At 40.8% G+C, this 24,157-nt stretch carries 25 protein-coding genes, 1 rRNA gene and 1 riboswitch; of the genes, 20 read left to right on the forward strand and 6 right to left on the reverse strand.

The window, feature by feature from the left end; all coding sequences use genetic code 11:
• The 8 genes from rrf to DFR63_RS07370 form a co-directional block, all read left to right on the forward strand.
• Positions 1-94: ribosomal RNA gene (gene rrf / locus DFR63_RS07335) — 5S ribosomal RNA — on the forward strand; the annotation flags it as partial.
• A gap of 111 nt (positions 95-205) precedes the next feature.
• Entirely contained in the window at positions 206-667 is a 462-nt protein-coding gene (gene tsaE, locus DFR63_RS07340) for a tRNA (adenosine(37)-N6)-threonylcarbamoyltransferase complex ATPase subunit type 1 TsaE (RefSeq protein WP_115885298.1), read from the forward strand.
• Positions 648-1,289 carry a tRNA (adenosine(37)-N6)-threonylcarbamoyltransferase complex dimerization subunit type 1 TsaB gene (gene tsaB / locus DFR63_RS07345; RefSeq protein ID WP_115885299.1) on the forward strand — a complete coding sequence of 214 codons (642 nt, stop codon included), beginning with the start codon at positions 648-650 and terminating at the stop codon, positions 1,287-1,289. The genes tsaE and tsaB overlap by 20 nt, the downstream gene beginning before the upstream one ends.
• An 8-nt stretch (positions 1,290-1,297) precedes the next feature.
• Positions 1,298-1,723 (forward strand): ribosomal protein S18-alanine N-acetyltransferase, encoded by a 426-nt coding sequence (rimI, locus tag DFR63_RS07350; RefSeq protein WP_115885505.1) that lies wholly within the window; start codon positions 1,298-1,300, stop codon positions 1,721-1,723.
• A complete protein-coding gene (gene tsaD / locus DFR63_RS07355; protein WP_115885300.1) occupies positions 1,716-2,738 on the forward strand; it encodes a tRNA (adenosine(37)-N6)-threonylcarbamoyltransferase complex transferase subunit TsaD in 1,023 nt (340 codons plus the stop codon). Before rimI ends, tsaD begins: the two co-directional genes overlap by 8 nt.
• Before the next feature lie 269 nt (positions 2,739-3,007).
• Positions 3,008-4,465, forward strand: a complete 1,458-nt coding sequence (abc-f, locus tag DFR63_RS07360) for a ribosomal protection-like ABC-F family protein (protein WP_115885301.1) — start codon at positions 3,008-3,010, stop codon at positions 4,463-4,465.
• Positions 4,466-4,530: 65 nt separating this feature from the next.
• Entirely contained in the window at positions 4,531-4,947 is a 417-nt protein-coding gene (locus DFR63_RS07365; protein ID WP_162842308.1) for a VOC family protein, read from the forward strand.
• Positions 4,948-5,081: 134 nt separating this feature from the next.
• Positions 5,082-5,927, forward strand: a complete 846-nt coding sequence (locus tag DFR63_RS07370) for an MBL fold metallo-hydrolase (protein WP_115885303.1) — start codon at positions 5,082-5,084, stop codon at positions 5,925-5,927.
• Between the two features lie 322 nt (positions 5,928-6,249).
• On the opposite strand, the gene DFR63_RS07375 is transcribed toward DFR63_RS07370, so the two are convergent.
• A complete protein-coding gene (locus DFR63_RS07375; protein ID WP_115885304.1) occupies positions 6,250-8,166 on the reverse strand; it encodes an ABC-F family ATP-binding cassette domain-containing protein in 1,917 nt (638 codons plus the stop codon).
• Between the two features lie 126 nt (positions 8,167-8,292).
• Between DFR63_RS07375 and DFR63_RS07380 the strand changes: the two genes are divergently transcribed.
• From DFR63_RS07380 to DFR63_RS07410, 7 genes are all read left to right on the forward strand, one after another.
• Positions 8,293-8,925, forward strand: coding sequence for a redox-sensing transcriptional repressor Rex (locus DFR63_RS07380; RefSeq protein WP_115885305.1), 633 nt, complete (start codon positions 8,293-8,295; stop codon positions 8,923-8,925).
• A gap of 41 nt (positions 8,926-8,966) precedes the next feature.
• Positions 8,967-9,197 (forward strand): twin-arginine translocase TatA/TatE family subunit, encoded by a 231-nt coding sequence (locus DFR63_RS07385; RefSeq protein WP_115885506.1) that lies wholly within the window; start codon positions 8,967-8,969, stop codon positions 9,195-9,197.
• A gap of 44 nt (positions 9,198-9,241) precedes the next feature.
• The gene (gene tatC, locus DFR63_RS07390; protein WP_115885306.1) at positions 9,242-9,994 is read left to right on the forward strand and encodes a twin-arginine translocase subunit TatC; all 753 of its coding nucleotides are present in this window, start codon (positions 9,242-9,244) and stop codon (positions 9,992-9,994) included.
• Positions 9,995-10,015: 21 nt separating this feature from the next.
• On the forward strand, positions 10,016-11,476 hold the full coding sequence (locus DFR63_RS07395) for a glycoside hydrolase family 32 protein (RefSeq protein WP_115885307.1): 1,461 nt from the start codon (positions 10,016-10,018) through the stop codon (positions 11,474-11,476).
• A 127-nt stretch (positions 11,477-11,603) separates the two neighbouring features.
• Complete coding sequence (locus DFR63_RS07400) at positions 11,604-12,440, forward strand: MurR/RpiR family transcriptional regulator (protein ID WP_115885308.1); 837 nt, start codon at positions 11,604-11,606, stop codon at positions 12,438-12,440.
• A gap of 152 nt (positions 12,441-12,592) precedes the next feature.
• Entirely contained in the window at positions 12,593-13,735 is a 1,143-nt protein-coding gene (locus DFR63_RS07405; RefSeq protein WP_162842309.1) for an LPXTG cell wall anchor domain-containing protein, read from the forward strand.
• A 178-nt stretch (positions 13,736-13,913) separates the two neighbouring features.
• A complete protein-coding gene (locus DFR63_RS07410) occupies positions 13,914-14,969 on the forward strand; it encodes a tartrate dehydrogenase (RefSeq protein WP_115885310.1) in 1,056 nt (351 codons plus the stop codon).
• A 46-nt stretch (positions 14,970-15,015) separates the two neighbouring features.
• On the opposite strand, the gene DFR63_RS07415 is transcribed toward DFR63_RS07410, so the two are convergent.
• Entirely contained in the window at positions 15,016-16,716 is a 1,701-nt protein-coding gene (locus tag DFR63_RS07415; RefSeq protein WP_115885311.1) for a M3 family oligoendopeptidase, read from the reverse strand.
• 165 nt (positions 16,717-16,881) lie between these two features.
• On the opposite strand from DFR63_RS07415, the gene DFR63_RS07420 reads away from it, so the two are divergent.
• Positions 16,882-17,481, forward strand: coding sequence for a LemA family protein (locus tag DFR63_RS07420; protein WP_115885312.1), 600 nt, complete (start codon positions 16,882-16,884; stop codon positions 17,479-17,481).
• Positions 17,481-18,326, forward strand: coding sequence for a TPM domain-containing protein (locus DFR63_RS07425; RefSeq protein ID WP_211313787.1), 846 nt, complete (start codon positions 17,481-17,483; stop codon positions 18,324-18,326). The genes DFR63_RS07420 and DFR63_RS07425 overlap by 1 nt, the downstream gene beginning before the upstream one ends.
• 281 nt (positions 18,327-18,607) lie before the next feature.
• Here the strand turns inward: DFR63_RS07425 and DFR63_RS07430 are convergent, their stop codons facing one another.
• Complete coding sequence (locus DFR63_RS07430) at positions 18,608-19,372, reverse strand: CPBP family intramembrane glutamic endopeptidase (RefSeq protein ID WP_115885313.1); 765 nt, start codon at positions 19,370-19,372, stop codon at positions 18,608-18,610.
• A 189-nt stretch (positions 19,373-19,561) separates the two neighbouring features.
• On the opposite strand from DFR63_RS07430, the gene groES reads away from it, so the two are divergent.
• The 3 genes from groES (at position 19,562) to DFR63_RS07445 (ending at position 22,103) form a co-directional block, all read left to right on the forward strand.
• On the forward strand, positions 19,562-19,846 hold the full coding sequence (gene groES, locus DFR63_RS07435) for a co-chaperone GroES (RefSeq protein WP_115885314.1): 285 nt from the start codon (positions 19,562-19,564) through the stop codon (positions 19,844-19,846).
• A gap of 39 nt (positions 19,847-19,885) precedes the next feature.
• Complete coding sequence (gene groL / locus DFR63_RS07440; RefSeq protein ID WP_115885315.1) at positions 19,886-21,511, forward strand: chaperonin GroEL; 1,626 nt, start codon at positions 19,886-19,888, stop codon at positions 21,509-21,511.
• A gap of 262 nt (positions 21,512-21,773) precedes the next feature.
• A complete protein-coding gene (locus tag DFR63_RS07445) occupies positions 21,774-22,103 on the forward strand; it encodes a RidA family protein (RefSeq protein ID WP_115885316.1) in 330 nt (109 codons plus the stop codon).
• Between the two features lie 50 nt (positions 22,104-22,153).
• On the opposite strand, the gene DFR63_RS07450 is transcribed toward DFR63_RS07445, so the two are convergent.
• The 3 genes from DFR63_RS07450 to DFR63_RS07460 all read right to left on the reverse strand — a co-directional run bounded on the left by DFR63_RS07450 (position 22,154) and on the right by DFR63_RS07460 (position 24,092).
• Positions 22,154-22,603: a QueT transporter family protein gene (locus tag DFR63_RS07450; RefSeq protein ID WP_245954161.1), complete on the reverse strand. Its 450-nt coding sequence runs from the start codon at positions 22,601-22,603 to the stop codon at positions 22,154-22,156.
• Between the two features lie 8 nt (positions 22,604-22,611).
• Positions 22,612-22,655: riboswitch (PreQ1 riboswitch) on the reverse strand.
• Positions 22,655-23,428 (reverse strand): NRDE family protein, encoded by a 774-nt coding sequence (locus tag DFR63_RS07455; RefSeq protein WP_115885317.1) that lies wholly within the window; start codon positions 23,426-23,428, stop codon positions 22,655-22,657. (Overlaps the previous riboswitch by 1 nt.)
• Positions 23,415-24,092: an RluA family pseudouridine synthase gene (locus tag DFR63_RS07460; protein WP_115885318.1), complete on the reverse strand. Its 678-nt coding sequence runs from the start codon at positions 24,090-24,092 to the stop codon at positions 23,415-23,417. Before DFR63_RS07460 ends, DFR63_RS07455 begins: the two co-directional genes overlap by 14 nt.
• Positions 24,093-24,157: the final 65 nt, after the last annotated feature.

Raw genomic sequence — 24,157 nt, forward strand, 5'->3', positions numbered from 1 at the left:
GCCACACCTGTTCCCATGTCGAACACAGCAGTTAAGCTCTCCAGCGCCGATGGTAGTTGGACTGACGTCCCGCAAGAGTAGGACGCTGCCAGGCTGTACATAACATATTCAATTTATGGATGCGATGAGCCGCATTGAGACCTTTATAGGTCTCTTTTTTTGTATTATAATAGATTAATATATTATTTATTGAAGGAGTACCAGCATGTATACTTTAAAATTAAATTCACTGGCAGATACTGAACGGCTGGCTGAAATATTTGCACGTGAAATTTCCGGCGGTGCTGTTATTCTTCTATCAGGAGATCTCGGCAGCGGTAAAACGGCATTTTCTCAGTTTTTAGGTAAATATTTAGGTGTGAAAAGACATATGACATCTCCGACCTTTAATATTATAAAATCATATAATGCGGATGTTAAACTTCATCATATGGATTGTTACCGTTTGGAAGATTCAGAAGAAGATTTAGGATTTGAAGAATATTTTAACGATACAGATATTGCGCTTGTAGAATGGCCGCAGTTCATAGCTGAATTTTTACCTGAAAATACAATAAGTATTAATATTAAGTATGAAAGTGAAAACGGACGCCTGGTTACTATTGAAGCAACAGGAGATAGCAATATTAAAATTGCGGAGGATGTTTATGATAAGTTTACTGCTTGATACAAGCAACCAGGCTTTATCGGTTGCGGTAAACCGCAATGGTAAAATGGCTGCGGAAATTAATACAAATTATAAGAAAACCCACTCTGAAACACTGGTGGATAATATACAAAAAGTGCTTGAAATTGCCGATATTAAAAAGTCCAGTATAGACAGAATAATCGCCGCAAAAGGGCCCGGTTCTTATACCGGAGTCCGCATCGGTATTACTGTGGCTAAAATGCTCGCAAAACAGCTGGACATCCCTGTATACTCAGTATCATCATTATTTGTGCTTGCTGTATCGAATCATATCAGAGGTAATGCCGTGCCTCTTATCGATGCGAGAAGAGGATATGTATACGGTGCAATGTATAACATTCAGGAAGATGATTACACTGAAGTGATAGCTCCTCAGTATATTGAATTCAGTACTTTATCTGCTGAAATTACCGAAGCTGTTTATTTATTAAACAGTGATGAAAAAATCACTATTGATATCGATGGATATACTCATGTGACACCGCGTATATCAGAGACAGAACGATATGAAAAAGCATTAAAACTTGAAGATGCGGATCAGCTGACACCTGATTATCTGCGTATCTCGGAGGCGGAAAGAAATTGGCAGGACAACCAGTAATAAGAGAAATGAAAATTGAAGATTTAAATGCGGTGTACGAAATAGAAACCGAAGCATTTAAAAATTCAACATGGACGATGGAAGCTTATACGAGAGAACTGGTAATGAATAAATTTGCTCATTATTTTGTTATGGAGCTGGATGGCGAAATTATCGGTTATACAGGTATATGGCTTGTAGTGGATCAATGTCAGATTACTACTGTCGCAGTTTCCAAAAAAATGCGCGGCAAAGGCTACAGCCATGTACTTATTCAGCATATTAAAGACTATGTAAAACCTCAAGCTGACGTAGTTTCTCTGGAAGTCAGGGTCGATAATACACCGGCAATGAGACTGTATGAAAGGAACGGCTTTAAATATGGCGGCGTACGTAAAAATTATTATGGAGAAGGACTTGATGCACACGTGATGTGGGTGAATCTTAATGAGTAAGGATATTACAATACTGGCAATAGAAACTAGTTGTGATGAGACTGCAGCAAGCGTTATTATGAATGGCTATAAAATTTTATCAAATGTAGTAGTAAGCCAGATAGAAAGTCATAAGCGATTTGGGGGCGTAGTGCCGGAAGTTGCATCACGTCATCACGTAGAAGCAATTACACAGGTTATAGAACAGGCTTTAAAAGATGCTGAACTCGAGCCTTCGGATTTAACAGCTGTGGCTGTTACAGAAGGTCCTGGTCTGATAGGCGCACTCCTTATCGGCATCAACGCAGCAAAAGCATTTGCTTTCGTTCATGACTTACCGCTGATTCCTGTTCATCATATAGCAGGGCATATTTACGCAGCACAGCTGGAAAAACCATTGGAATTTCCGCTCATTTCACTTGTAGTCTCAGGCGGTCATACAGAGCTGATATATATGAAAGATCATATGTCGTTCGAAATTATCGGTGAAACGAGAGATGACGCTGTTGGAGAAGCTTTCGATAAAGTGGCAAGGGTGATTGATCTGCCTTATCCAGGAGGTCCGCATATCGATCATCTGGCACAGAGCGGAAAAGACACTTTTAATTTCCCGAGAGGATTAATGAAAGAAGAAACATTTGATTTCAGCTTCTCAGGCTTAAAATCAGCAGTGATTAATAAACTTCATAATTGTAAGCAAAAAGGAATTGAAGTAAATAAAAGTGATGTCGCAGCAAGCTTTCAGACAAGCGTTTCCGATGTACTGACAGCAAAAACATTTGCTGCCCTGGAAAAATATGATGTCAAAAATCTGATTATTGCCGGCGGGGTTGCAGGAAACAGCGAATTGCGGAGCAGATTTACGTCTATGTGCAATGACAAAAATATTAACCTTCAAATACCTGAACTGAAGTTCTGTACAGATAATGCTGCTATGATTGGTGCAGCGGCCTATCATTTGTATGAAAAAAATCACTTAGCAGATTTAACACTTAATGGACGGAACTTTATCGATATAGAAGAGTATGCTTTTTAACTTAGAGTAAAATGGTATATTTTCACTTTTAATTGTGGTATAATGTTAATAATTAATTTAAGGAGGACATGTTATGATACCGCGTATTTGGAACACACTTTTGAATCTATAATTTAATAAAAATTCAAAAGTCTTGTTCAAACTATATTTATACACGGGATTAGTATGTCCTTTTTTAAAATAAAAATGTACGTTTGGGACAGCACAGAACTGTCTCTTTTTTTGTGCAGAAATATAGTTTGCAGACTCGAACAGGAGTGCAAATTATAATGAATGAATTAAGTATAAAATTAAATAATATATCAGTCGCTTTCGGCAATAAAGATATTTTTGACATAGCAAATCTGCAAGCTTATATTAATGACCGGATTGCAATTGTCGGCCGCAACGGATCGGGTAAATCGACACTGCTTAAAATAATTGCCGGAGAATTTACAGAGTATACGGGAGAAGTTCAAAGAGAAACAGAATTTAATTATTTAAGCCAGATGGGAAGCTCAGACCAGAACATTGGCGGGACTCTCGATTTTGAAATGCTCAGCCGCATGAATGTTCCGGATAATGATAATTTGAGCGGCGGAGAAGAAACAAAATACAGACTGGTCCAGACGCTGTCGGATTATAAGACTGGTTTGCTGCTCGATGAACCGACGACACATCTCGATTATGAAAGTATTGAGTATTTAATAGAAGAACTCAAATACTATTACGGCACCTTAATTTTTGTCAGTCACGACAGACACTTCATCAACAGTCTGGCGACTAAGATATGGGAAGTGTCAGATGGTAATGTAACTGAGTATAACGGTAATTACGATGATTATGAAGAAGCCAAAAATAAAGAAAAACTGACACTTGAACGTGAACACGAAAATATATTAAAAGAAAAAGAACGACTGAACAAAGCGATCAGCAAACAAAAAGAAAAGGCGGAAAAAATGACAGCAGCTGGTAAAAATAAAAGCGGAGATATAAAGCCGGACCGCCTGTCGAGTTCCAAGCAAAAAGATACAGTGCAAAAACAGGCATTTAAAGCAGCGAAAGCGATGGAGAGCCGAATGGAGCAGCTGAAAGAGACGGAACTTCCAATTCATGAAACTGCACTGAAATTTCCGATGTCAAAAGCGATGGAACTTCATAATAAGTTTCCGATAATGGGGCAAGATGTCACTGTTGAGCGCGGCGGGGATATTCTTTTAGATAAGGTGAGCTTCCAATTTCCGCAGGGAGAAACCATTGCAATCACAGGCAGAAATGGGAGCGGAAAATCGAGCCTACTTACTGATATGATCGAAGGCGGAAATAATTTTGATATTTCACCGAAAGTTGTAATTGAACAGTACAATCAAATGGATTATAAGTTGTTCGGTGGAGAATCAGCCGTGCAGTTTTTAAAGCGTCATTCAGAAATGAACGAAACCCTTATAAGAAGTATGCTGGTCAATTTAGGCTTTTCACCTGACGAAGTCATGAAGCCGGTTAATAAGTTAAGCGGCGGGGAAGCGACGAGAGTATCATTGGCATTAATGTTTGTTAAACCTTCAAATGTAATCATTCTGGATGAACCGACGAACTTTATCGATTTAATGACGATAGAGGCACTTGAAAAATTTATAAAAGCGTATCAGGGGACTATTATTTTAATCTCGCATGACCGTCAGTTTGTCAGCCGGACAGCAGACAGGGTTTATAAAATCGAGGATATGAAGTTACATCGGATTAAGTAATATTTATAATTTAGAGAATATTTATTCAGAAATGTATGATATATAATATTATTTATTGGGCTGAGGTGTATAATGTAAATGCACTTGAGACCCTCGAATTTTACGAAAAGAATTTTGATGCAGTCATTAACTCAAAATCACTCGCGACCGATCCGATGTTTGCTGATGCTCTGGATGAAATGGGGATGTCGAAAGAAGATGCAGAAACTTTTGTGATGAATGCTGAGTTTGAAGTACTCGGACAAAAATTTATGGCGAGCTCTACGTGGGGACATAAGGAAATTGACAACGCAGGTGCAGCTGCTGCATTTACGTTCGATATTAATAATCCAGATGAACTGGAGCAGGTAAAATCCTTTTACAGTAAAGCAATTGAAGCAGGATGCCATGCAGATATGGAAGCGGGACCGACAGAGTGGACGGAGTACTTTGCGAGTTTTAAAGATCCGTACGGTGTATCGTGGATGATCAGCGGAGAATAGAAAGATGAAAAGCACTGCGGAATCTTCATTATGAGATTCTGCAGTGTTTTTGTTTAATCTTAGAGATGATTAGCTGAGCCTCATCCGGGTACTTATAAATAAGTACAATAATCAGTTGAAATGAGGCTTTATAAATGGCTGCAAGTATGCATTACGGAGATGATTATAAATATCTGCCGGTAACGTCAAAAGAGAACGGTAAAGGTGTTGAAGTGCTTACTGACTTATATCAATATACAGTACAGATTGTCAACGTAGTATTTTACGGCAGACCGGATGATGGTGATCTTGTATTAATTGATGCCGGCATGCCGAAATCTTCAGAGAAAATTATCGAAGCGGCTAAGGAACGCTTTGGAGAGAACAGTAAACCGAAAGCGATTATTTTAACGCATGGACATTTTGATCATGTCGGTGCAGTAATAGAGCTTTCTGAACACTGGGATGTGCCTGTCTATGCGCACAAATTGGAGCTGCCGTATCTTAACGGCATGAAAGATTATCAGGCTCCGGATCCTTCAGTTTACGGGGGGATGGTGGCGAAAATGTCTCCGATGTTCCCGCACGCAGGCATCGATATAACAGAACGGCTTCATGAACTGCCGGCAGACGGAAGTGTACCGTATATGCCCGATTTTGAATGGGTTCACACGCCGGGACATGCCGAGGGACACGTCTCCTTCTACCGTGAAAAAGATAAGGCATTGATTGCAGGAGATGCATTTATTACGGTGAAACAGGATTCACTGTATAATGTCCTGACACAAGAGAAAAATATTTACGGTCCGCCGCGATATTTTACAGCGGACTGGGAAGCAGCCCAAGCTTCTGTCGAAAAACTTGCATCAGTCAATCCAGAAATTGCAATTACCGGACATGGACAGCCGATGACCGGGAATGAACTTGCTGAGGCACTTGATAAACTTGTAAATAATTTTGACGAAATCGCAAAACCTGACTCCGGAAAATATATAGAATAAAAAACATCGCGCTTGATCAGAGGAAGGTCAAGTGCGATGTTTTTTGCATTTATTAATTCGAACATACATTCAGTTAATATTACGTTTGATGAGATGTCTGTTCTGTCAATACGGAACGTACGTTTTGTCCACAATTTGTGGACAAATTGTTAGTAACTTATCCAGAACTGTGTACTATTCTGTGGATAAGTGTGTTGATAACTATAAAATTTGTGGAAAAACGGTGTGGAAGACACTTATGACGGCATTTCTTCTGTGGATAACTTTTTGAGATAAATTTTATTTTTTCATCGAACATACAGTGAATTTCCGGTAAAATAATTTAAAGTTCAGCTAGTAATTCTTCAGCTTCTGTCCATTCGGTCATCAGCTCTTCGAGTTTTTGATTAATTTCCTGAAGTCTGTCATTTAATTCCTGTGCTTTCTCATAGTCATTAAAAACTTCCGGTGCAACCAGTTTATCTTCAATCATCGTTAATTCAGTTTCCAGTGTCTGTATTTCCTGTTCAAGCTTTTCACTCTGTTTTTTAACCTTTTTCAGTTCGTTACGCCGCTGTTTCTGAGCTTCATAGTCAGAAATATTTTCTTTTTTCTCCGTTGCTGTTTCGGCTGGCACTTCCATAAACTCAGCCTCTTTTTTCTTATGCAGGAAGTAGCTGTAGTCCCCGTCGACCATCATGATTTTATGAGGTTCAATTTCCATGACCCGCGTCGCAATTTTATCTATAAAGTAGCGGTCGTGAGAGACGACAATAATCGTTCCCGGGAAGTTTTCCAGTGCTTTCTCCAGGACTTCCTTGCTGTCGATATCCAAATGGTTGGTCGGCTCATCGAGAATAAGCAGATTATTTTCTTCAAGCATCATTTTAGCAAGTTGTATTCTCGCCTTTTCTCCGCCGCTCAAAGAGTTGACCTGTTTTAAGACTTCGTCCTGAGTAAACAGGAAGCGGCCGAGTATTTTTCTGACAACGCTCTCATTCATATGCGGATATTCTTTCCACAGTTCTTCAAGAACATTATTCTGAGACATGAATTCAGCCTGTTTCTGATCGTAGTAGCCGATTGTGACATTTGTACCGTATTGAATATTGCCGGACAAGGCCGGAATGATTTTAGCAATTGTTTTAGCGAGTGTGGATTTACCGATACCGTTCGGGCCTAAAATAGCCAGACGTTCTCCTTTATCGACATTAAATGACAAGTTGCTGCGGAGCACTGTATCATCGTAGCCGATGGCGAGTTCTTTCAGTCTGAGAACGTCGTTCCCGCTTTCCCGTTTAATTGTAAAATGAAAATCCGCGCTCGAACGGTCTATAAAAGGTTTATCCATGCGGTCCATCATTTCAAGTTTTTTGCGGCGGTCTTTAGCCATGCCGGAAGTCGATGCCCGGGTAATATTTTTTTCGATAAATGTCTCAAGTCTCTTAACTTCGCTCTGCTCGCGTTCATACAGTTTCATTCTGAGACGGTATGTTTTTTCTTTCTCTTTCACGTAATTTGTGTAATTCGTATGATAAAGCGTACCGCGATGTAATTCAATTTCATAGATTTTATCGACTGTGCGGTCGAGGAAATAACGGTCGTGACTGATAATTACGACTGCACCTTCATAACTCTTCAAATACTGTTCCAGCCATTCAACAGTCGCCATATCAAGGTGGTTGGTCGGCTCATCCAGAAGCAGCAGGTCAGGCTTGGTCAGCAGCATCTTGCCGAGTGCGAGACGTGTTTTCTGTCCGCCGGAAAATTCTTCGACCCTGCGACCGAGATCAGCTTCTGTAAACTGCAGGCCCGTCAGAACACTTTTAATCTGGGCATCGATTGTATAGCCGTCATTGTGTTCAAAACTGAGCTGTATATTTTCATAGCGTTTAAGTTTTTCATCATAGTCTCTGTGTGTATGCTCATGTTCAGCCAGCCAGGCAGCAATTTCCGCCATATCGTTATTCATTTTCAGAATATGCGAGAACGGCTTCTGCATTTCATCTCTGACAGTGTCTTCGGATTCGAGAGTCATCTGCTGGGCAAGATAACCGAGCGAAACATTTTTCGGCATGCTGATTGTGCCGCTGTCATATGTGAGTTCATCCGCCATGATTTTCATTAAAGTACTTTTGCCTGCACCGTTTTTTCCGACGATGCCGAGCGTTTCCCCGGACTTTACTTCGAGATCCAGATTTTCAAAGATTGTATTTGTTCCGTATGCCTTTGAGACATTACCCAATTGTAAAAGTATCATTATTGCTTACCTCATTTCACTCTCCAGTTTACACGAAAAAACGGCATAATTCGACCAGATAAACCGGTGTCAGCCCATATATATTATGTTATAATGGAGCGACTAGAAATATAGAGGTGAAAGGGAATGTCTAACAAGAAAAAAATCCCTAATGCAACTATGAAACGTCTACCGCTTTATTATCGTTACTTCAAACAAGAAGAGAATAATGGTAATGATAGAGTTTCTTCGAAAGAAATCAGTGAAGCATTAGACATTGACTCCGCGACTATCCGCAGGGACTTTTCTTATTTTGGAGAATTAGGCAGAAAAGGCTACGGATATAATGTCGGCAGCCTGCTGAAGTTTTTCCTGGAGCACATCCAGGGCAGCAATGTAAAAAATGTCATTCTTGTCGGAGCAGGTAATCTCGGCAGTGCGTTATTGAACTACAAATTTGCAAACATTCATGATAAAATGAATGTAGTTGGCGCTTTTGACAGCAATGAATCACTTATTGGAAATGCGATTAACGGTATCAATATTTTTCATACAGATGATTTAGAGACAATCATACAGCAGGAAAACGTTGAAGTCGCAATTATGACTGTGCCGATGGAAGCTGGACAAGAGTCCGCAGAACGTTTAGAACAAGCAGGGATTAAAGGCATTCTTAACTTTACACCTATCCGGCTGAGCACTGGTCCTGATGTGACTGTACACAGTATTGACTTAGGCGTAGAGCTGCAGGCACTATTTTTCCAGATGAAAAATAAATAGGAGGGGTATTCATGACAGAAGTTCTTTTACCAAATACATTAATGGCGGTTACTCCGGTAAGTTTAATCGTTATTGCAGTTGTGGCACTTATCATTTTCGGACCTAAAAAACTTCCGCAATTCGGTAAAGCAGTAGGTTCTACGTTGAAAGAATTTAAAGATGCTACTAAAGGTCTTGCTGACGACGATGACGACGATGATGACAGAACGAACAGAAAATCAGACAGCGAAGCTAAAAAAGAAGAACCTAAAAAAATTGAATCAGAAGCATAATTGAGAGGGTGGCGAAAGCCGCCTTTTTTTAAAGAGGTGATTAAATGGCCGATGAGGAAAAAGAGTTTACCGAACATTTTGAAGAGCTGAGAAAACGGTTATTAACAGTAATGTACTTTTTTGTTGCCGCACTGTTTGCTGGTTTTTATTTTTCCAAGCCGTTAATCTATCAGCTGCAAAATGCTCCCTGGACAGAAAATGTTCAAATGCATGCTTTCCAGGTAACAGATCCGCTTAAAATTTATTTAATTGTTATTGTAGCTATAGCATTTATTATTATTTTACCGGTAATTTTATACCAGCTGTGGTCATTTATCACACCGGGACTTTATGAGAAAGAGCGTAAAATTACTTTGCTGTATATACCGGTAGTTATGATCTTAATGCTGATTGGTATAGCATTTGGCTACTTTATAGTAGTACCGTATATTATTAAGTTTACATTTGATTTATCAGTTGAAATGGGAATTGAAGCGACGATTGGAATAAACCAGTATTTCGGCTTCCTGTTCAGAACGATATTGCCGTTCGGATTTATTTTCCAGATGCCGGTACTGACATTGTTCTTAACACAGCTCGGTATTATTACGCCGATGTTCCTGAAGAAAAACAGAAAATACGCATATTTTATAATGTTTGTGCTGGCTGCAATTATTGCGCCGCCGGATATTATGACCCATCTGCTGCTTACAGTTCCGATGATTATTCTATATGAAATCAGTATTCATATTTCAAAAATCGGCTACCGCAGATATTTAAAAGCAGAACAGCAGCAGCTGGAAGACGAACTGCAATAAAATGGGAGGTACCGGACAGATATGCCAAAAAAACATGAAGAAATTTCGCGTGCAGAAATAGACGATTTGATACAAGCAGCTGATGATTCGAAGTGGAAACAGGTATATCATGTTCAGCCGCCCTTTGGATTTTTAGGTGCGCCGACAGGGTTTAACTACATCAACGGCATATACCATTTGTTCTATGAGTGGTCGCCGGACAGTAGTTTAACAGAAACGCCCGACAGTAAATACATATATCACGCAACGTCAAAAGATCTTGTAACCTTTCGGAGTGAGGGTGTAAAAGTAAGGCCCGATTCGCTGTACGATTCCGCAAATATATTCGGCGGAAGTCTATCCAAGGTTTTTAATGAAATCTGTTATTTCTATACGGGAGAGCGTCTGAAAAGCGATGAGCTGATAACTGCCCAGCTCGGTGGTTATATGAATACTGACGGCAAAATCCAGAAATATGCATCTCCGCTGGTCAGGAATAATGCGTCGGGCTACACTGAATATTTCCGCAATCCTTACGTTACTGTAATTGACAGGGAAGTAGTGATGTTCATCGGAACAATGAACAGGGAAGAATTTGGACGGGTACTCATCTACCGCGGTCCATCAGTAGAAAACTTGAAATTCGACGGCGAGCTCGACACGGGCTATAAAGTATTCGGCCACTTGTGGGAGCAGCCGGAATTTTTCGATTTGGATATGGATTCAGTATTTATCTTTAATGTCAGGGGACTCGATAAATTCGATACGCATTTCTGGAATATATATCAGTCAGGCTATATGGTCGGAGACTTTGAACGCCGGGGAAATTATTTCATCCACGATGAATTTTATGAATTTGACGGCGGTTTTGATTTTTACCGTCCTGCAACAGCAGTGGATGAAGACGGCAACAGAGTGCTGATTGCTTGGATGGCGGCAGAAGAGAGCGCCTATCCTTTGGCAGCTGAAGGAACACTTAATGCAATGACCATCCCGCGAATACTGAGCGTAGACGAAGACAGAATCAGACAGCTGCCTCACCCGAACCTTGAAAAAATGCGGGGAGAAGCAATCACAGCGGAAGGATACTTTAGAGAGTACCCGACAAAACTGACAGCATTTTACGGTGAGGTCTATGAACTTATTATCGATATACTGGAAAACAACGCATCGACCCTGCATATATATATGCGTAAGAATACACGTCATGAAACTAAGCTCGTATACGACAGTGAGCAGCGGATTTTAACTCTGGACAGAACATTCAGCGGTGAAGAAATCCAGAATGTAGACGGTCTGAAGAGACGGATTAAGCTGGAAGAAAATCTTCAGAATCTGAGGATTTATATGGATCGTTCGAGTATAGAAGTATTTATCAACGACGGAAAATACACGATGACGGCAAGAATTTTCCCGAGCGATAAGGCTGAAGGATTGGAAATGGTGACTGAATTTGGCGACTGCAGAGTGCAGCTGACTCAGTATTCGCTTGAAGTAAAATAAAGAGAAAAATTAGATAGTTTTAAAAAACAAAAGAATAAACTGTAACAATATATTGCGAGAAGTGATATAATTACACCATATTATGCAGAACAAGTGTCAACACAACAGTAAAAAGAGGTGGTTAATTATGTTTTCTGTACTTAGTCAGATTAATAAACGGCTGGAATATATGACGCCGGTCGAACAGCGTATCGCAAATTTTATGCTGGAGAACCCAAATAAAGTAATTAATATGCCTGTCAAAGAAATTGCCAGACATTCATCGACAAGTGATGCTGCGATTGTGCGGTTTGCTAAAAGAATAGGCTTGCAGGGAATTAAAGAATTAAAAGTGGAACTTGCAAAAGAACTGCACACGCTTGAGCAGGAAAAGATTTCACGTGTCATTGAACTGGAAGAAGATACCCATGCGGATATTTTTGATAAGGTATTTAAAAATACTATACAGGCATTGTATAACACTGAAAAAATTGTCAATCGGAAACGCATGCAGGAAGCGGCCGAGCATATTACCAAAGCGGATAATACATTTATCTTTGGAGTAGGAGACTCGGCAAATGTCGGACATGATATGGAGCAGAAATTACACCGTGTAAATATCAATGCTTTCTTTACTGCTGATAAATATTTATGTATGACACGTTTGACTAATGCAAAACCGGATGATGTTCTGTTTGTAATTACTTTATCGGGGAAAACACAGGAAGTCATAGAAATCGTTAAACTCGCTAAAAAATTAGGTGTCATGACGATTATTTTAACGCAGAATCATTCTTCAATTGCGAAAAGGAACTCGGACATTGCGATTGAAATTACCGAAGAAGAAACGAATATTCAGTATATGAATATGACGAGCCGGATTGCACAGCTGATTATTTGCGACGTGCTGTTTTTCTATGTCTGCAAAGAACTGGGTTCAAGCGCCTATCAGACGATTATTAATACCTACGATATGACGCACTAGTAAAATTACATAATAATACGCGAATATTAAGGTTCTGTAACAACTTTGATATTGTATAGAAAAGCCATCTGGCATCAACTATAATTAATTGTACATTAATGTGAGTTACGCTAAAATGTATAATTTATTTCAGGATGCGTGGAGGGGAAAATATGCAAAAATCAAAAAGAACTAAAATGAAATTAGCATCTGTATTGCTGCTGACGACTGTACTAATCCCTAACATTGCTTATGCTGACGAAGAGATAGATGAGAGTACGGAAACCGAAACTGTGACAGAATCGGCGGAAGTTCAGGAAGCACAAGAAACAGAGGAAACAGAGTCAACAGAAGAAACACAGGAAACATTTAATGAAGAAGCAGTAACGGATATAAATAATAATGATATAGAAACGAATGCGGAGAACGCTGAGGAAGCGGTAGAGAACAGCGGCGGCAGTAATGAAGAAACTGAGGCACCTATCCTCCAGCCGGCTGAACCTGATGAACAGACGGATAATACCGAAGCAGCGGATGCAGCAGAAAATACACCTGAAAATTCGGGAGAACAAACTGAGGGGGAAGAAGAGACCCCTGAAGCGGAAATGCCTGAGAGCAATGAAGACCCTGAATCAGAGGATAATATCACTGCAGGACCAGGTAACAATAATGAGTCTGATGATCAGGATAATCCGGATGAAAACACAGGATCCTCTGAACTGCCGACAAATCCGATAGAACCTGTTGAACCGGAAGAACCGTCAGAAACTGAAACACCAGAACAGCCCGGTGCTGAAGACAGTGCAGAAGAAGACGGTGAAAGTGAAAGTAATGACGCTGCATCAGAACAGCCGTCAGACGTAACAGAAGAACCGGAGAGCACTGTTGAAACTGAAGAAAATGTTACACCGGAAAGTTCAGAATCTGTGTCAGAGACACCGGAAGAAGTAAGAGTCCCTGAAGAAAATACCGGTGCTGTGGGAACAGAATCGAAAAAATTATACCGCTATGACTACGGTGATATTTTAGACGGTATTACTTTCAGTGAAGAAAGCCTTCAGGACGATATATCTACGTTGGATCAAAGAGTGACACGCGTAATGTCTTCTAAAATTATCGAAGAGAAAAACTTAACTGAAGCGCAGAAGCTTGAACTTGAACAGAAAGTGAAAGCGGAACAGACAAGCTCGTATGAAGGTGAAGAACTGCCGAATACAGGTGAAGCGGAATCAACTAACTATGCAGCTGCAGGGTTATTATCGATATTAGGAGCAGCATTATTATTTATGAGCAAGAAATTAAAAACAGATAATTAATAGATTTTGATATCTATAAAGTGGAGAACCAGAGGGGAATATCTGGTTCTTTTTTTATATAAAATAGAGGTTACCACGTTTTTTCGTTGTAACCTCTATTTTGTATTCAATGGTATAATATTTTTATCAGTATTATTCAATATTCTGAAATTACATACATAAACATCGGGGTGAAGGAATGAAAACATTAAATATCGCATCTATTCCAGGGGACGGCGTCGGTAAGGAGATTATGCCTGAGGCGATTCGCGTCTTGGAAAAAGTTGCACAGGTTCACGGTGGGCTGCAGTTTAAATTCGAAGAGTTTCCTTACAGCTGTGATTACTATTTAAAACACGGGGCAATGATGCCGGAGGATGGCATGGACAGGCTCAGCCAGTTCGACAGCGTATTTTTAGGTGCTGTCGGCGATGCGTCGAAAGTGCCGGATCACATTTCACTATGGGGTCTGCTGCTTAAAATCCGTCAGGAGTTCCAGCAGGAGATAAACATCCGTCCAGCGAAGCTGTTGAAAGGTATTAATTCTAAGCTTGCTGATCCTAAAGACTTTGATATCGTCGTTGTCAGAGAGAACAGTGAAGGGGAGTACAGTTCAATCGGCGGCCGTATTTTCCACGATGATAACGAGATTGCGATTCAGAACAACGTCTTCTCAAAGCGTGCGACGAAGCAGGCAATGAATATCGCATTTGATCTTGCGTCGAAGCGGAAAGGTCTTGTGACAAGTGCCACTAAATCCAATGGTATTTTTCACGCCATGCCTTTCTGGGATGAAATTTTTGAAGAGATTTCAGAGAAGCATCCAAATATTAAATCAGAGTCCAAACATATCGATGCTTTGGCCGCATATTTTATAACACACCCGCACGAGCTTGACGTTGTTGTCGGCAGTAACTTATTCGGCGATATTTTATCGGACGTTGGTGCTGCTATAATGGGCAGTATCGGTGTTGCACCTTCAGCAAACTTAAACTTGAACGGTAAGTACCCGTCAATGTTCGAACCTGTTCACGGTTCAGCACCGGATATTGTTGGTAAAGGGATTGCCAACCCGATTGGACAAATCTGGACTGCGAAAATGCTGCTGGAATTTAACGGCGAAGCAAATATAGCAGAACATTTATTGAAGGTCATCGAAGCTGTTACAGCTGACGGTTATCAAACACCTGATCTCGGCGGTAAGTATAAGATGACTGAAGTGACAGATGAGATTATTAAAAGGTTAGGACAGTAAGAAAAAGAACAGCGTGAGAATTAACTCACGCTGTTCTTCTGTATTTTTACAGTTTTTTATCATCAATTGAATTCAAGTATTCATGCACTTCATCGATGACTGTTTCCAGTGAACCTTCCTCAAATGGAGATTTCAGGTTGGCAAGTTCTACCAGCGAGTTGAACGGCAGTGAGCCGCCGACTTTACATAAGGCGAGATAATCAGCCCAAGCGCCGTCAAAGTCTTCTTTCGCCCGTTTCCAGAACTGCAGCGCACACACTTGTGCGAGCGTGTAGTCAATATAGTAGAATGGTGAACCGAATATGTGCCCCTGTCTGTGCCAGAACGATCCGCTTTCCAACGGTTCAATTCCATCATAGTCAGTATGCGGTAAATATTTTTCTTCGATTTTTTTCCATTCCCCGCGTCTCTCTTCAGGTGTCAGTTCAGGGTTTTCGTAAACCACATGCTGGAATTCATCGACTGCTACACCGTAAGGCAGGAAGGAAATCGAATTCGCCATATGAGAGAACTTGAATTTATCCGTATCTTCTTTAAAGAACATTTCCATCCACGGATAGGTGAAGAATTCCATACTCATCGAATGGATTTCTGCCGATTCCAGGGTCGGAAAGGCATATTCCGGCACTGTCAGATGACGTGACATATACGTTTGGAAGGCGTGCCCCGCTTCGTGGGTCAGCACTTCCACATCACCCTGGGTACCATTGAAGTTCGAGAAGATAAACGGCGCTTTATAATCTGCGATCATCGTACAGTAGCCGCCGCCTTCTTTCCCTTTTTTAGCTTCCACATCAAACAGATCGCGTTCGGTCATGAACGTATAAAATTCATCTGTTTCAGGTGACAGTTCCTTATACATCTCAGCGCCATTTTTCATAATATCTTTCGTTTTGCCTTTTGGCGCGGCATTACCCGTAATAAATTCAAAGTTGCCGTCATAGCTTTTCAGAGAATCGAGACCGATACGTTCAGCCTGCCGTTTTTTCAGTTCGCTTACGATTGGCACCACATATTCCTCAACCTGTTTTCTGAACTTCTCAACCATTTTACGGTCGTAATCGATACGGTTCATACGGATATAACCGAGTTCTACAAAGTCTTTGTAACCAAGCGTTGTTGCGATTTCGTGTCTCGTTTTTACAAGTTCATCGTAAATATTATCGATTTCTTCAAGATGTTCCCCCATAAAGCCCTGAACAGCAAGCACCGCATCTTTTCTGACTGAGCGGTCGGGGTCTTGGGTATACGGTGTGAATTCCGACAGGTTCAATTTCTTGCCGTCAAATTCAATTTCAGCTGATGCAAGCAATTTATCGTACTGGGTAGCGAGCTTATTTTCTTTTTGAAGCAGTGTTTTGACTGAAGGGTCAAATGTTTTTAAAGCATTATCCGACAGTTTGAAAAGCTGTTCCCCAAAACGCGCTTCCAAATCATCGCGGAATTTACTTGTCGTAATAGCTTTACGGTAGCGGTTGGTAATTTCAGTGAAGGAAGGATCATTTTCATCGAAATAGTCGCGCTCTCTGTCGTAGAACTTATCACGTGTATCAATCGATGAACGGATAGACGCCAGTGTCGCCATCGTATCGAGGTGGTTAAATTCAGTGTTCAGCTTATCGAGTACAGTGACTTGTGCATCTGCAGAATCAGCAGCATCAAATTCTTGCAGCAGTGAGTCTACAGTTTTCTCAAATTGTCCTAAATCCGGACGTTCATATTTAAAGTCTTCGAACTTTGTTACCATATTAAAATTCCCCCTTAGTGGTCTTAATCAGTATTTTAGCATAAGGAGTAAAAAGTCTGTTATAAATATGGTAGTGTGTATAGTAATAATTTGCTGAAATTGGGGTAATATATAATAGTAATGTCTTATGCATACTTTTAATACTTAACGAAAAGAGGACGAACGATGAAGAAGTTACTTATACCAATTGGTGTACTTATCGCAGTGATTGTTATTATTGCGATTATGATTGTACCGAGATATAACAGTCTGGTAAATCTCGATGAAGAAGTTAACCAGAAAGAATCGCAAATTGAAACGCAGCTGCAGCGCCGCGGAGATTTAATCCCGAACCTGGTAAGCACAGTACAGGGGTATGCATCTCATGAAGAGGAAATATTTACTGACATTGCGGATGCGCGTTCACGTCTGGCAGGTGCAAGCGGTGACGTTGAAGAGCTTGCTGAAGCCAATAATGAAATGACGAGTGCGCTGTCACGTCTTTTAGCTATTTCTGAGAACTACCCTGATTTGCAGGCGAGTGAGCAGTTTACAGGTTTAAGAGATGAACTTGCAGGGGCGGAAAATCGTATCGCAGTAGCGCGTCAGGATTACAACACAGCAGTGCAGGACTATAACCGCAATACGAGAACATTCCCGGGCAACATTATCGCAGGAATATTTAATTTCGATGAGAAACCTTATTTCGAAGCGGATGAATCTGCACAGGATGTACCGGAAGTAGAGTTTAATACTAATCAAGATGATACAGACGGTGGAGAGTAATGCAAAAAGCCTTTGCTTTTACAGTTGTCGTGCTGAGTATATTACTTCTCAGTACGCCTGCAGAAGCAAGAGTAGATATGCCGGCGCTCAATGAAAGTCATTATTTTGTGCAGGATAATGCAGGTGTACTCAGCGACAGTGCAATTAATGAACTTAACGAAAAGGGTACACATCTGGAAGAAGGAACGGGTGCCGAACTGTTATTAATGACGATGGATTCTACAGGACAGGAACATCGCCAGGATTTTGCTCTCCGTGCACTGAGAGAATACGGTGTCGGTAAAGTCGAAAAAGATAACGGCATTGTTATTCTTTTAAATCTGGACAATGACAATGAATTCAACAACCGAGGAATCGAAGTACAGGTGGGTTACGGTGTTGAAGGATACTTAAACGATGCGAAAATAGGGCGCATTATTGATAATGTGGCTTATGAAGATTTAGTTGCCGGAAATTACGAAGCGGCTCTGACTAATCTATATACTGCTTTATATGATGAGTCTTTAACCGCTTACGGTTATGAAGATGGTGAATTTACGCGCGATGAACCCGCTGAAGATACCGGAACAGGACAGAATGACAGTATATTTTCAATTCTGATCCGGCTGGCAATATTTATGACGGTACTGTACTTTATTTACAAAATGTTTTCAGGCGGCGGGGGCTCCGGAGGTTCCGGTGGCTCAGGCGGCAGACGAAGAAGAAGCGGCGGCCCCGTGATATTCTTCCCTCCAGGCGGCGGAGGATTTGGCGGTGGCAGCTCAGGAGGCGGCTTCGGCGGCGGAGGATTCGGCGGATTTGGCGGCGGCTCCGGCGGAGGCGGCGGTGCAGGCCGCGGATTCTAAACTGTTTGAAAAAAATAAATAGGCTCGAGAATCTTGATATTAAGGTTCTCGAGCTTTTTTTGTTATGACATCCGCTCATGCCTATGCAAGTTTCGATGCGTATACATGACACCCGTTCACGCCTACGCAAGCTTCGTTGCGTATACATGACACCCGCTCATGCCTATGCAAGCTTCGATGCGTATACATGACACCCGTTCATGCCTACGCAAGCTTCAATGCGTATACATGACAACAAAAAAGCCGGGGTGCCTGAAAACAAGCAACCCGGCTCAAAATATTTACATAAACAGTGAAATGATTGCATTCAGCTGATTCTGCATTTGTTCTGCTTCTTCTAAAAAGTCTGCGAAGACGGTCTGAATCAGGACCACGAGTCCGTTCATAATAATATGCACCATGACTGGTACAAGCAGGCGTCCTGTAATAACATATAAAAAACTGAAAACATAAGACATCGATAAATAGATCAGGATATGTGTAAAGTCAGCATGAGCGACCGCGAAGATTAATCCGCTCACAAGTCCTGCGATTAAAAATGCAAGTACTTTCTGTGCGGTGCTGTTCATAGGAAACAGCTCGTAAATCTCACCGAAGATTGCTCTTCTGAACACATATTCTTCAATAATCGGTCCGAATAATACAACGACCAGAATCATCCAGGGAGAGTTGAAAATCATATCGACAATTTCTGTCGTATTTTGACTTTCGACCGGATTTCCAAGAACGTAGATATTAATGAGGCCTGCCGCAATTTGTGACATATAGGCGAGGAATACACCGCCGATAATCCAGACTGTTGTTACCAGGCTGTCTGTCTGTTTGCCAAGTTCTATTCTGTTCTTATTCTTATGCAGATTGCCGATAATGACTACAATAACTGCTCCAAGCCCGAAAGTAAGGACCTGATAAGGCATCATTTTTTCAACGAGTTCTCCGGGTCCGAGTGAAGGATCCATAGCTGTGAAAACTAAGCCAACGGGGAGCAGTGCGAATTGTACTGCAAGGAATGTTAAAATAATTAATATACTGTATACGCGTCTCAAATTTAAACCTCCAATAATCAATAATTTTATCTTACATTAAAACAGATAAACTCAAAAGTAATACAATCTTATCACTTGCAATTTTGACCATGTTTGATTATTATAATTATTGTTAGCACTCAATATTGATGAGTGCCAAACCATGCAGTTAATTTTATTGAATTTAAGATTAATAAGGAGGGCATTTCCGTGTTAAAACCTATTGGAAATCGTGTAGTTGTAAATTTAACAGAAAAAGAAGAAACAACAAAGAGCGGCATCATTCTGACTGATTCCGCCAAGGAAAAACCGCAGGAAGGTACTGTAGTTGCAGTCGGTTCAGGACGTATACTTGAAAATGGTACAAAAGTAGATCTTGAAGTTAAAGAAGGCGACAGAGTTGTGTATGCAAAATTCGCAGGCACAGAAGTCCAGCATGGAGATAATGACTATTTAATTTTATCTGAATCAGAAATTTTAGCAGTAATTGAATAATATAAACATCGCATATAATTCATTTTGGGAGGCAATATAATGGCTAAAGAATTAAAATTTTCAGAAGATGCACGTCAGTCAATGCTGGCTGGTGTGGACAAACTAGCTAATGCTGTAAAAGTAACCTTAGGACCAAAAGGACGCAACGTCGTTTTAGATAAATCATTCTCATCTCCGTTAATTACAAACGACGGTGTCACAATTGCTAAAGAAATCGAATTGGAAGACAAATATGAGAATATGGGTGCAAAACTCGTTGCAGAAGTTGCAAACCAGACGAATGAAATTGCCGGTGACGGTACAACAACAGCAACAGTACTTGCTCAGGCAATGATTCAGGAAGGGCTTAAAAACGTAACGAGCGGAGCAAATCCGGTCGGCATCCGTACAGGAATCGGCCGTGCGGTTGAACGCGCGGTGGAAGCACTTCAAGAAGTGTCAAAACCTGTTCAGGATAAAGATGCAATTGCACAAGTTGGTGCGATTTCAGCAGACGATCCTGAAATCGGTGAATATATTTCTGAAGCTATGGAAAAAGTCGGCAATGACGGAGTGATTACGATAGAAGAATCGCGCGGCTTTAAAACTGAACTGGAAGTTGTTGAAGGAATGCAGTTTGACCGCGGCTACCTGTCACCTTACATGGTTACCGACTCTGAAAAAATGATTGCCGAGCTTGAAAACCCGTATGTACTGATTACGGACAAAAAGATTTCAAGCATCCAGGACTTAGTGCCGTTATTAGAACAGATTGTGCAGCAGTCACGTCCAATCTTAATTATTGCGGACGACGTTGACGGCGATGCAATGACTAATCTGGTATTAAACAAAATCCGCGGTACATTTAATGTAATCGCAGTGAAAGCACCGGGCTTCGGCGACCGCCGTAAAGCAATGCTCGAAGATATTGCGACCTTAACGGGCGGACAAGTCATTACTGATGAACTTGGTCTTGAGCTTAAAGACGCAACGCTCGATTTACTGGGTAATGCAAGCAAGGTTCACGTATCAAAAGATGATACAACTATCGTTGAAGGTGCCGGAGATAAAGAAGTAATCGAAGGCCGTGTAAACCAGATAAAAGCGCAAATTGAAGAAACAACTTCAAGCTTTGACAAAGAAAAATTACAGGAACGTCTGGCGAAATTAGCAGGCGGCGTTGCGGTAATTAAAGTTGGAGCGGCTACTGAAACTGAAATGAAAGAACGTAAACTCCGCATTGAAGATGCGCTGAACTCAACGCGCGCTGCAGTGGAAGAAGGCATTGTAGCAGGCGGGGGAACTGCACTGGTTGAAGTGTACTCGAAAGTTGCGGAACTGGAAGCAGAAGGCGATGTGAAGACAGGAATTAACATCGTACTGAAAGCACTTGAAGCACCGCTTCGCCAGATTGTTGAAAACGCGGGACTTGAAGGCTCTGTTATCGTGCAGCAGCTGAAACAGCAGGAGTCAGGAATCGGCTACAACGCAGCAACTGATGAGTGGGTTAACATGATTGATGCTGGTATCGTGGATCCAACTAAAGTAACGCGCTCAGCACTGCAAAATGCAGGTTCTGTAGCAGCAATGTTCTTAACGACAGAAGCAGTCGTTGCAGACATTCCGGAAGAAAATGACGGCCCTGATATGGGCGGCATGGGCGGCGGAATGCCCGGCATGATGTAGTCACAGTTAGTCTATTTTTTATTTAATATGTGTTAACGGAAGGTTTTCCATAAGGTTGCTTAACCTTTGGAAGACCTTTTTTTAATTCTATATTTGTAGGAAGCAATAAAATGAAAGATGAAAATGTGTTATATGACAATTCTTTTTATTTGTTCTTTATTTAAGGTGGATAATGAAGTATATATTTTATCAGCGAAATAAGTTATAAACTTTGTTGATTATATATTTCAAATAAACCTAACTTTAAAGGAGCATATTATTCATGAGTGACTATAATGCAGTAGCGCCAACTAATACGGATAACGCACCGAAGTTTGACGAGTCTTTTCAGTCAGCATCGTTTTCACATTACAGCAATTTATCAGCACAGCTGCCAATCAATCCTGTAACTGGTAAATTAGTTGAAGGGGGCATTAAAGAACGAACTAAACAGGCTTTAACTAACATCAAAGCGGTTATCGAAAGCGTTGACCACGTAATGGAAGATATGGTTAAAGTGAATATCTTCGTTAAAGACCTTGCAGATATGGATGCAGTCAACGAAGTTTACGCAGAATTCTTCCCTGAAGGCACACCACCTGAAACTAAATAACAGCAACCAGATAAAAAATACGCCTCCATTTAGATGGGGGCGTAATTTTTTTATTCCGGCAAAATTCTATGGCCGATTTTTTTAAATATAAACGCGCCGATAAATGTCGTAATCAGCGTCGACAGTCCAACTGTTACTGCACTGAACCAGTACGGCAGTCCAAGAACTAAATACAGGGCAAGTGCCACAAATAGTCCTGCAAGGACACTGTACTGCAGGGCGTTTATCCAGACGTTTTTTATAAAATAACTTAATGTATAGGCAATTACCGATATAGTTACACCGACAACGACGTCGATTAAACCGAGGCTTGAAAAGATATTTGCAATACCGACACCCAGTACCATTCCCGGTATATATTTTCGGTTAAAAAATGGAATGACACAAAGTATTTCACTGATTCTGAATTGAATCGCTCCAGTGCCAATCGGGTTAATTACAGTAAGTGCGACATAAATTGCCGCTAAGACAGCATTAATAGACATGTCTCTGATATTCATAATAGTAAATCTCCTTAGTTTTTTTGACAGGGAGTTTGCGAACCTGTTTTTTTATTTATTGACTGATATCGTCTCAGTAACTTCACCGGTTAAGGCACCGTTTTTGAAGGTGCGCTCAATCAATGTAATGTTGTTCTGATGGTCGACAAGAACGACAGTGGAGCATCTGGTGCCGTAATCAAAATCAGGGATATCGATAAACAGCGGTGATAATTTCTTTTCGAGTTCAAACTCGACACCCGTTTTTTGAACGATGTCATCTGCTGCCTCGGTATCGATGCGGAGCAGATTAAATAAAGCATCTATATCTACTTCATCTTCCGACAAGACTTCATCCAGCTTTTCTTTTCCGATAACGACTTTAGGCCAGGGTGTATCGAGGTATTCATTGGACAGCCCGTGCGTACCTTCAGTTACCCGTGAGATCTTGTTATCGTAATTGTTCATGTAATAAAGTTCATCAGGAGTACCTGTAAGCAGATTAAAGCCTGCATAGTCACTGCTGTATTCCGAAAGATTTGTTAAATATTCTTTAGGACTTTCTTCTGACAGCAGGTAATTGACAATCAGTTCCCCGCGGGACTTTTCAGCTTTCAAGGTCATTTCTTTTGGCGTCCGGATATTAGTCAATGCTCCTATTTTACCTGATTTTGATACCGCAAGCCAGGTGCCTTTTGCTTTTAAATCACGGCCGCCTAAAATATTCTGATGGTCTTCCCAATAGGACATCGGTGCGGTCGGCCGTGAATAAAATTCATCACGGTTCGCCGCAAACACCATTTTATATTTTTTGTGCGTTCCGATATTAAAATTAATAAGACACATTAAAATCACTCCAAGGGAATGTTTCAGGCGGCTTGCAGTGAACTTCCACGTACTCGTCTTTCGTAGGATGCTTAATACGCAGATAAGTTGAGTAAAGGGCAATCTGCTGACCGACTTTTGCATTCTTATTATATTTTTGGTCGCCGAACAATGGATGTCCGAAATGCGACAGCTGCACGCGGATTTGATGTGACCGGCCTGTGTGAAGCTTCACTTTTACAAGTGAAAATTGTCTGTTTTCATCAACAGTTTCATAATCCAGCTTGGCCATTTTTGAACCGCGGTGATTTTTATGAACCACTTTGGAAATATTTTTCTTGGCATCTTTAAATAAATGATTCGTTAAAGTGCCTTTTTTCTGATCCAGATGATTCTCTACAACAGCATGATACTCGCGGTCGAAATTTTGAAGGCGAACTTCATTCGACAGACGTGATGCTGCTTTTGAAGTTTTGGCAAAAACGACAGCTCCGCCGACAGGGCGGTCTAATCTATGAACCAACCCTAAATAAACCGCTCCGGGTTTATTGTATTTTTCTTTAATATATTCCTTTAACATAGTTAATAAGTCTTTATCTTCTGAACTATCTTCCTGGACAGGGATGTTAACCGGCTTATCGACAATGAGTAAATGGTTATCTTCGTACAGTACATTAATGTTCACACATTTCACTCCTTAAAATTCGTAAGTTATATTATACCATCTATACGAAAAATATCTTATCACTT

Origin of the sequence: Jeotgalicoccus halotolerans, assembly GCF_003387165.1 — a bacterium.
Taxonomy (GTDB): Bacteria; Bacillota; Bacilli; order Staphylococcales; family Salinicoccaceae; genus Jeotgalicoccus; species Jeotgalicoccus halotolerans.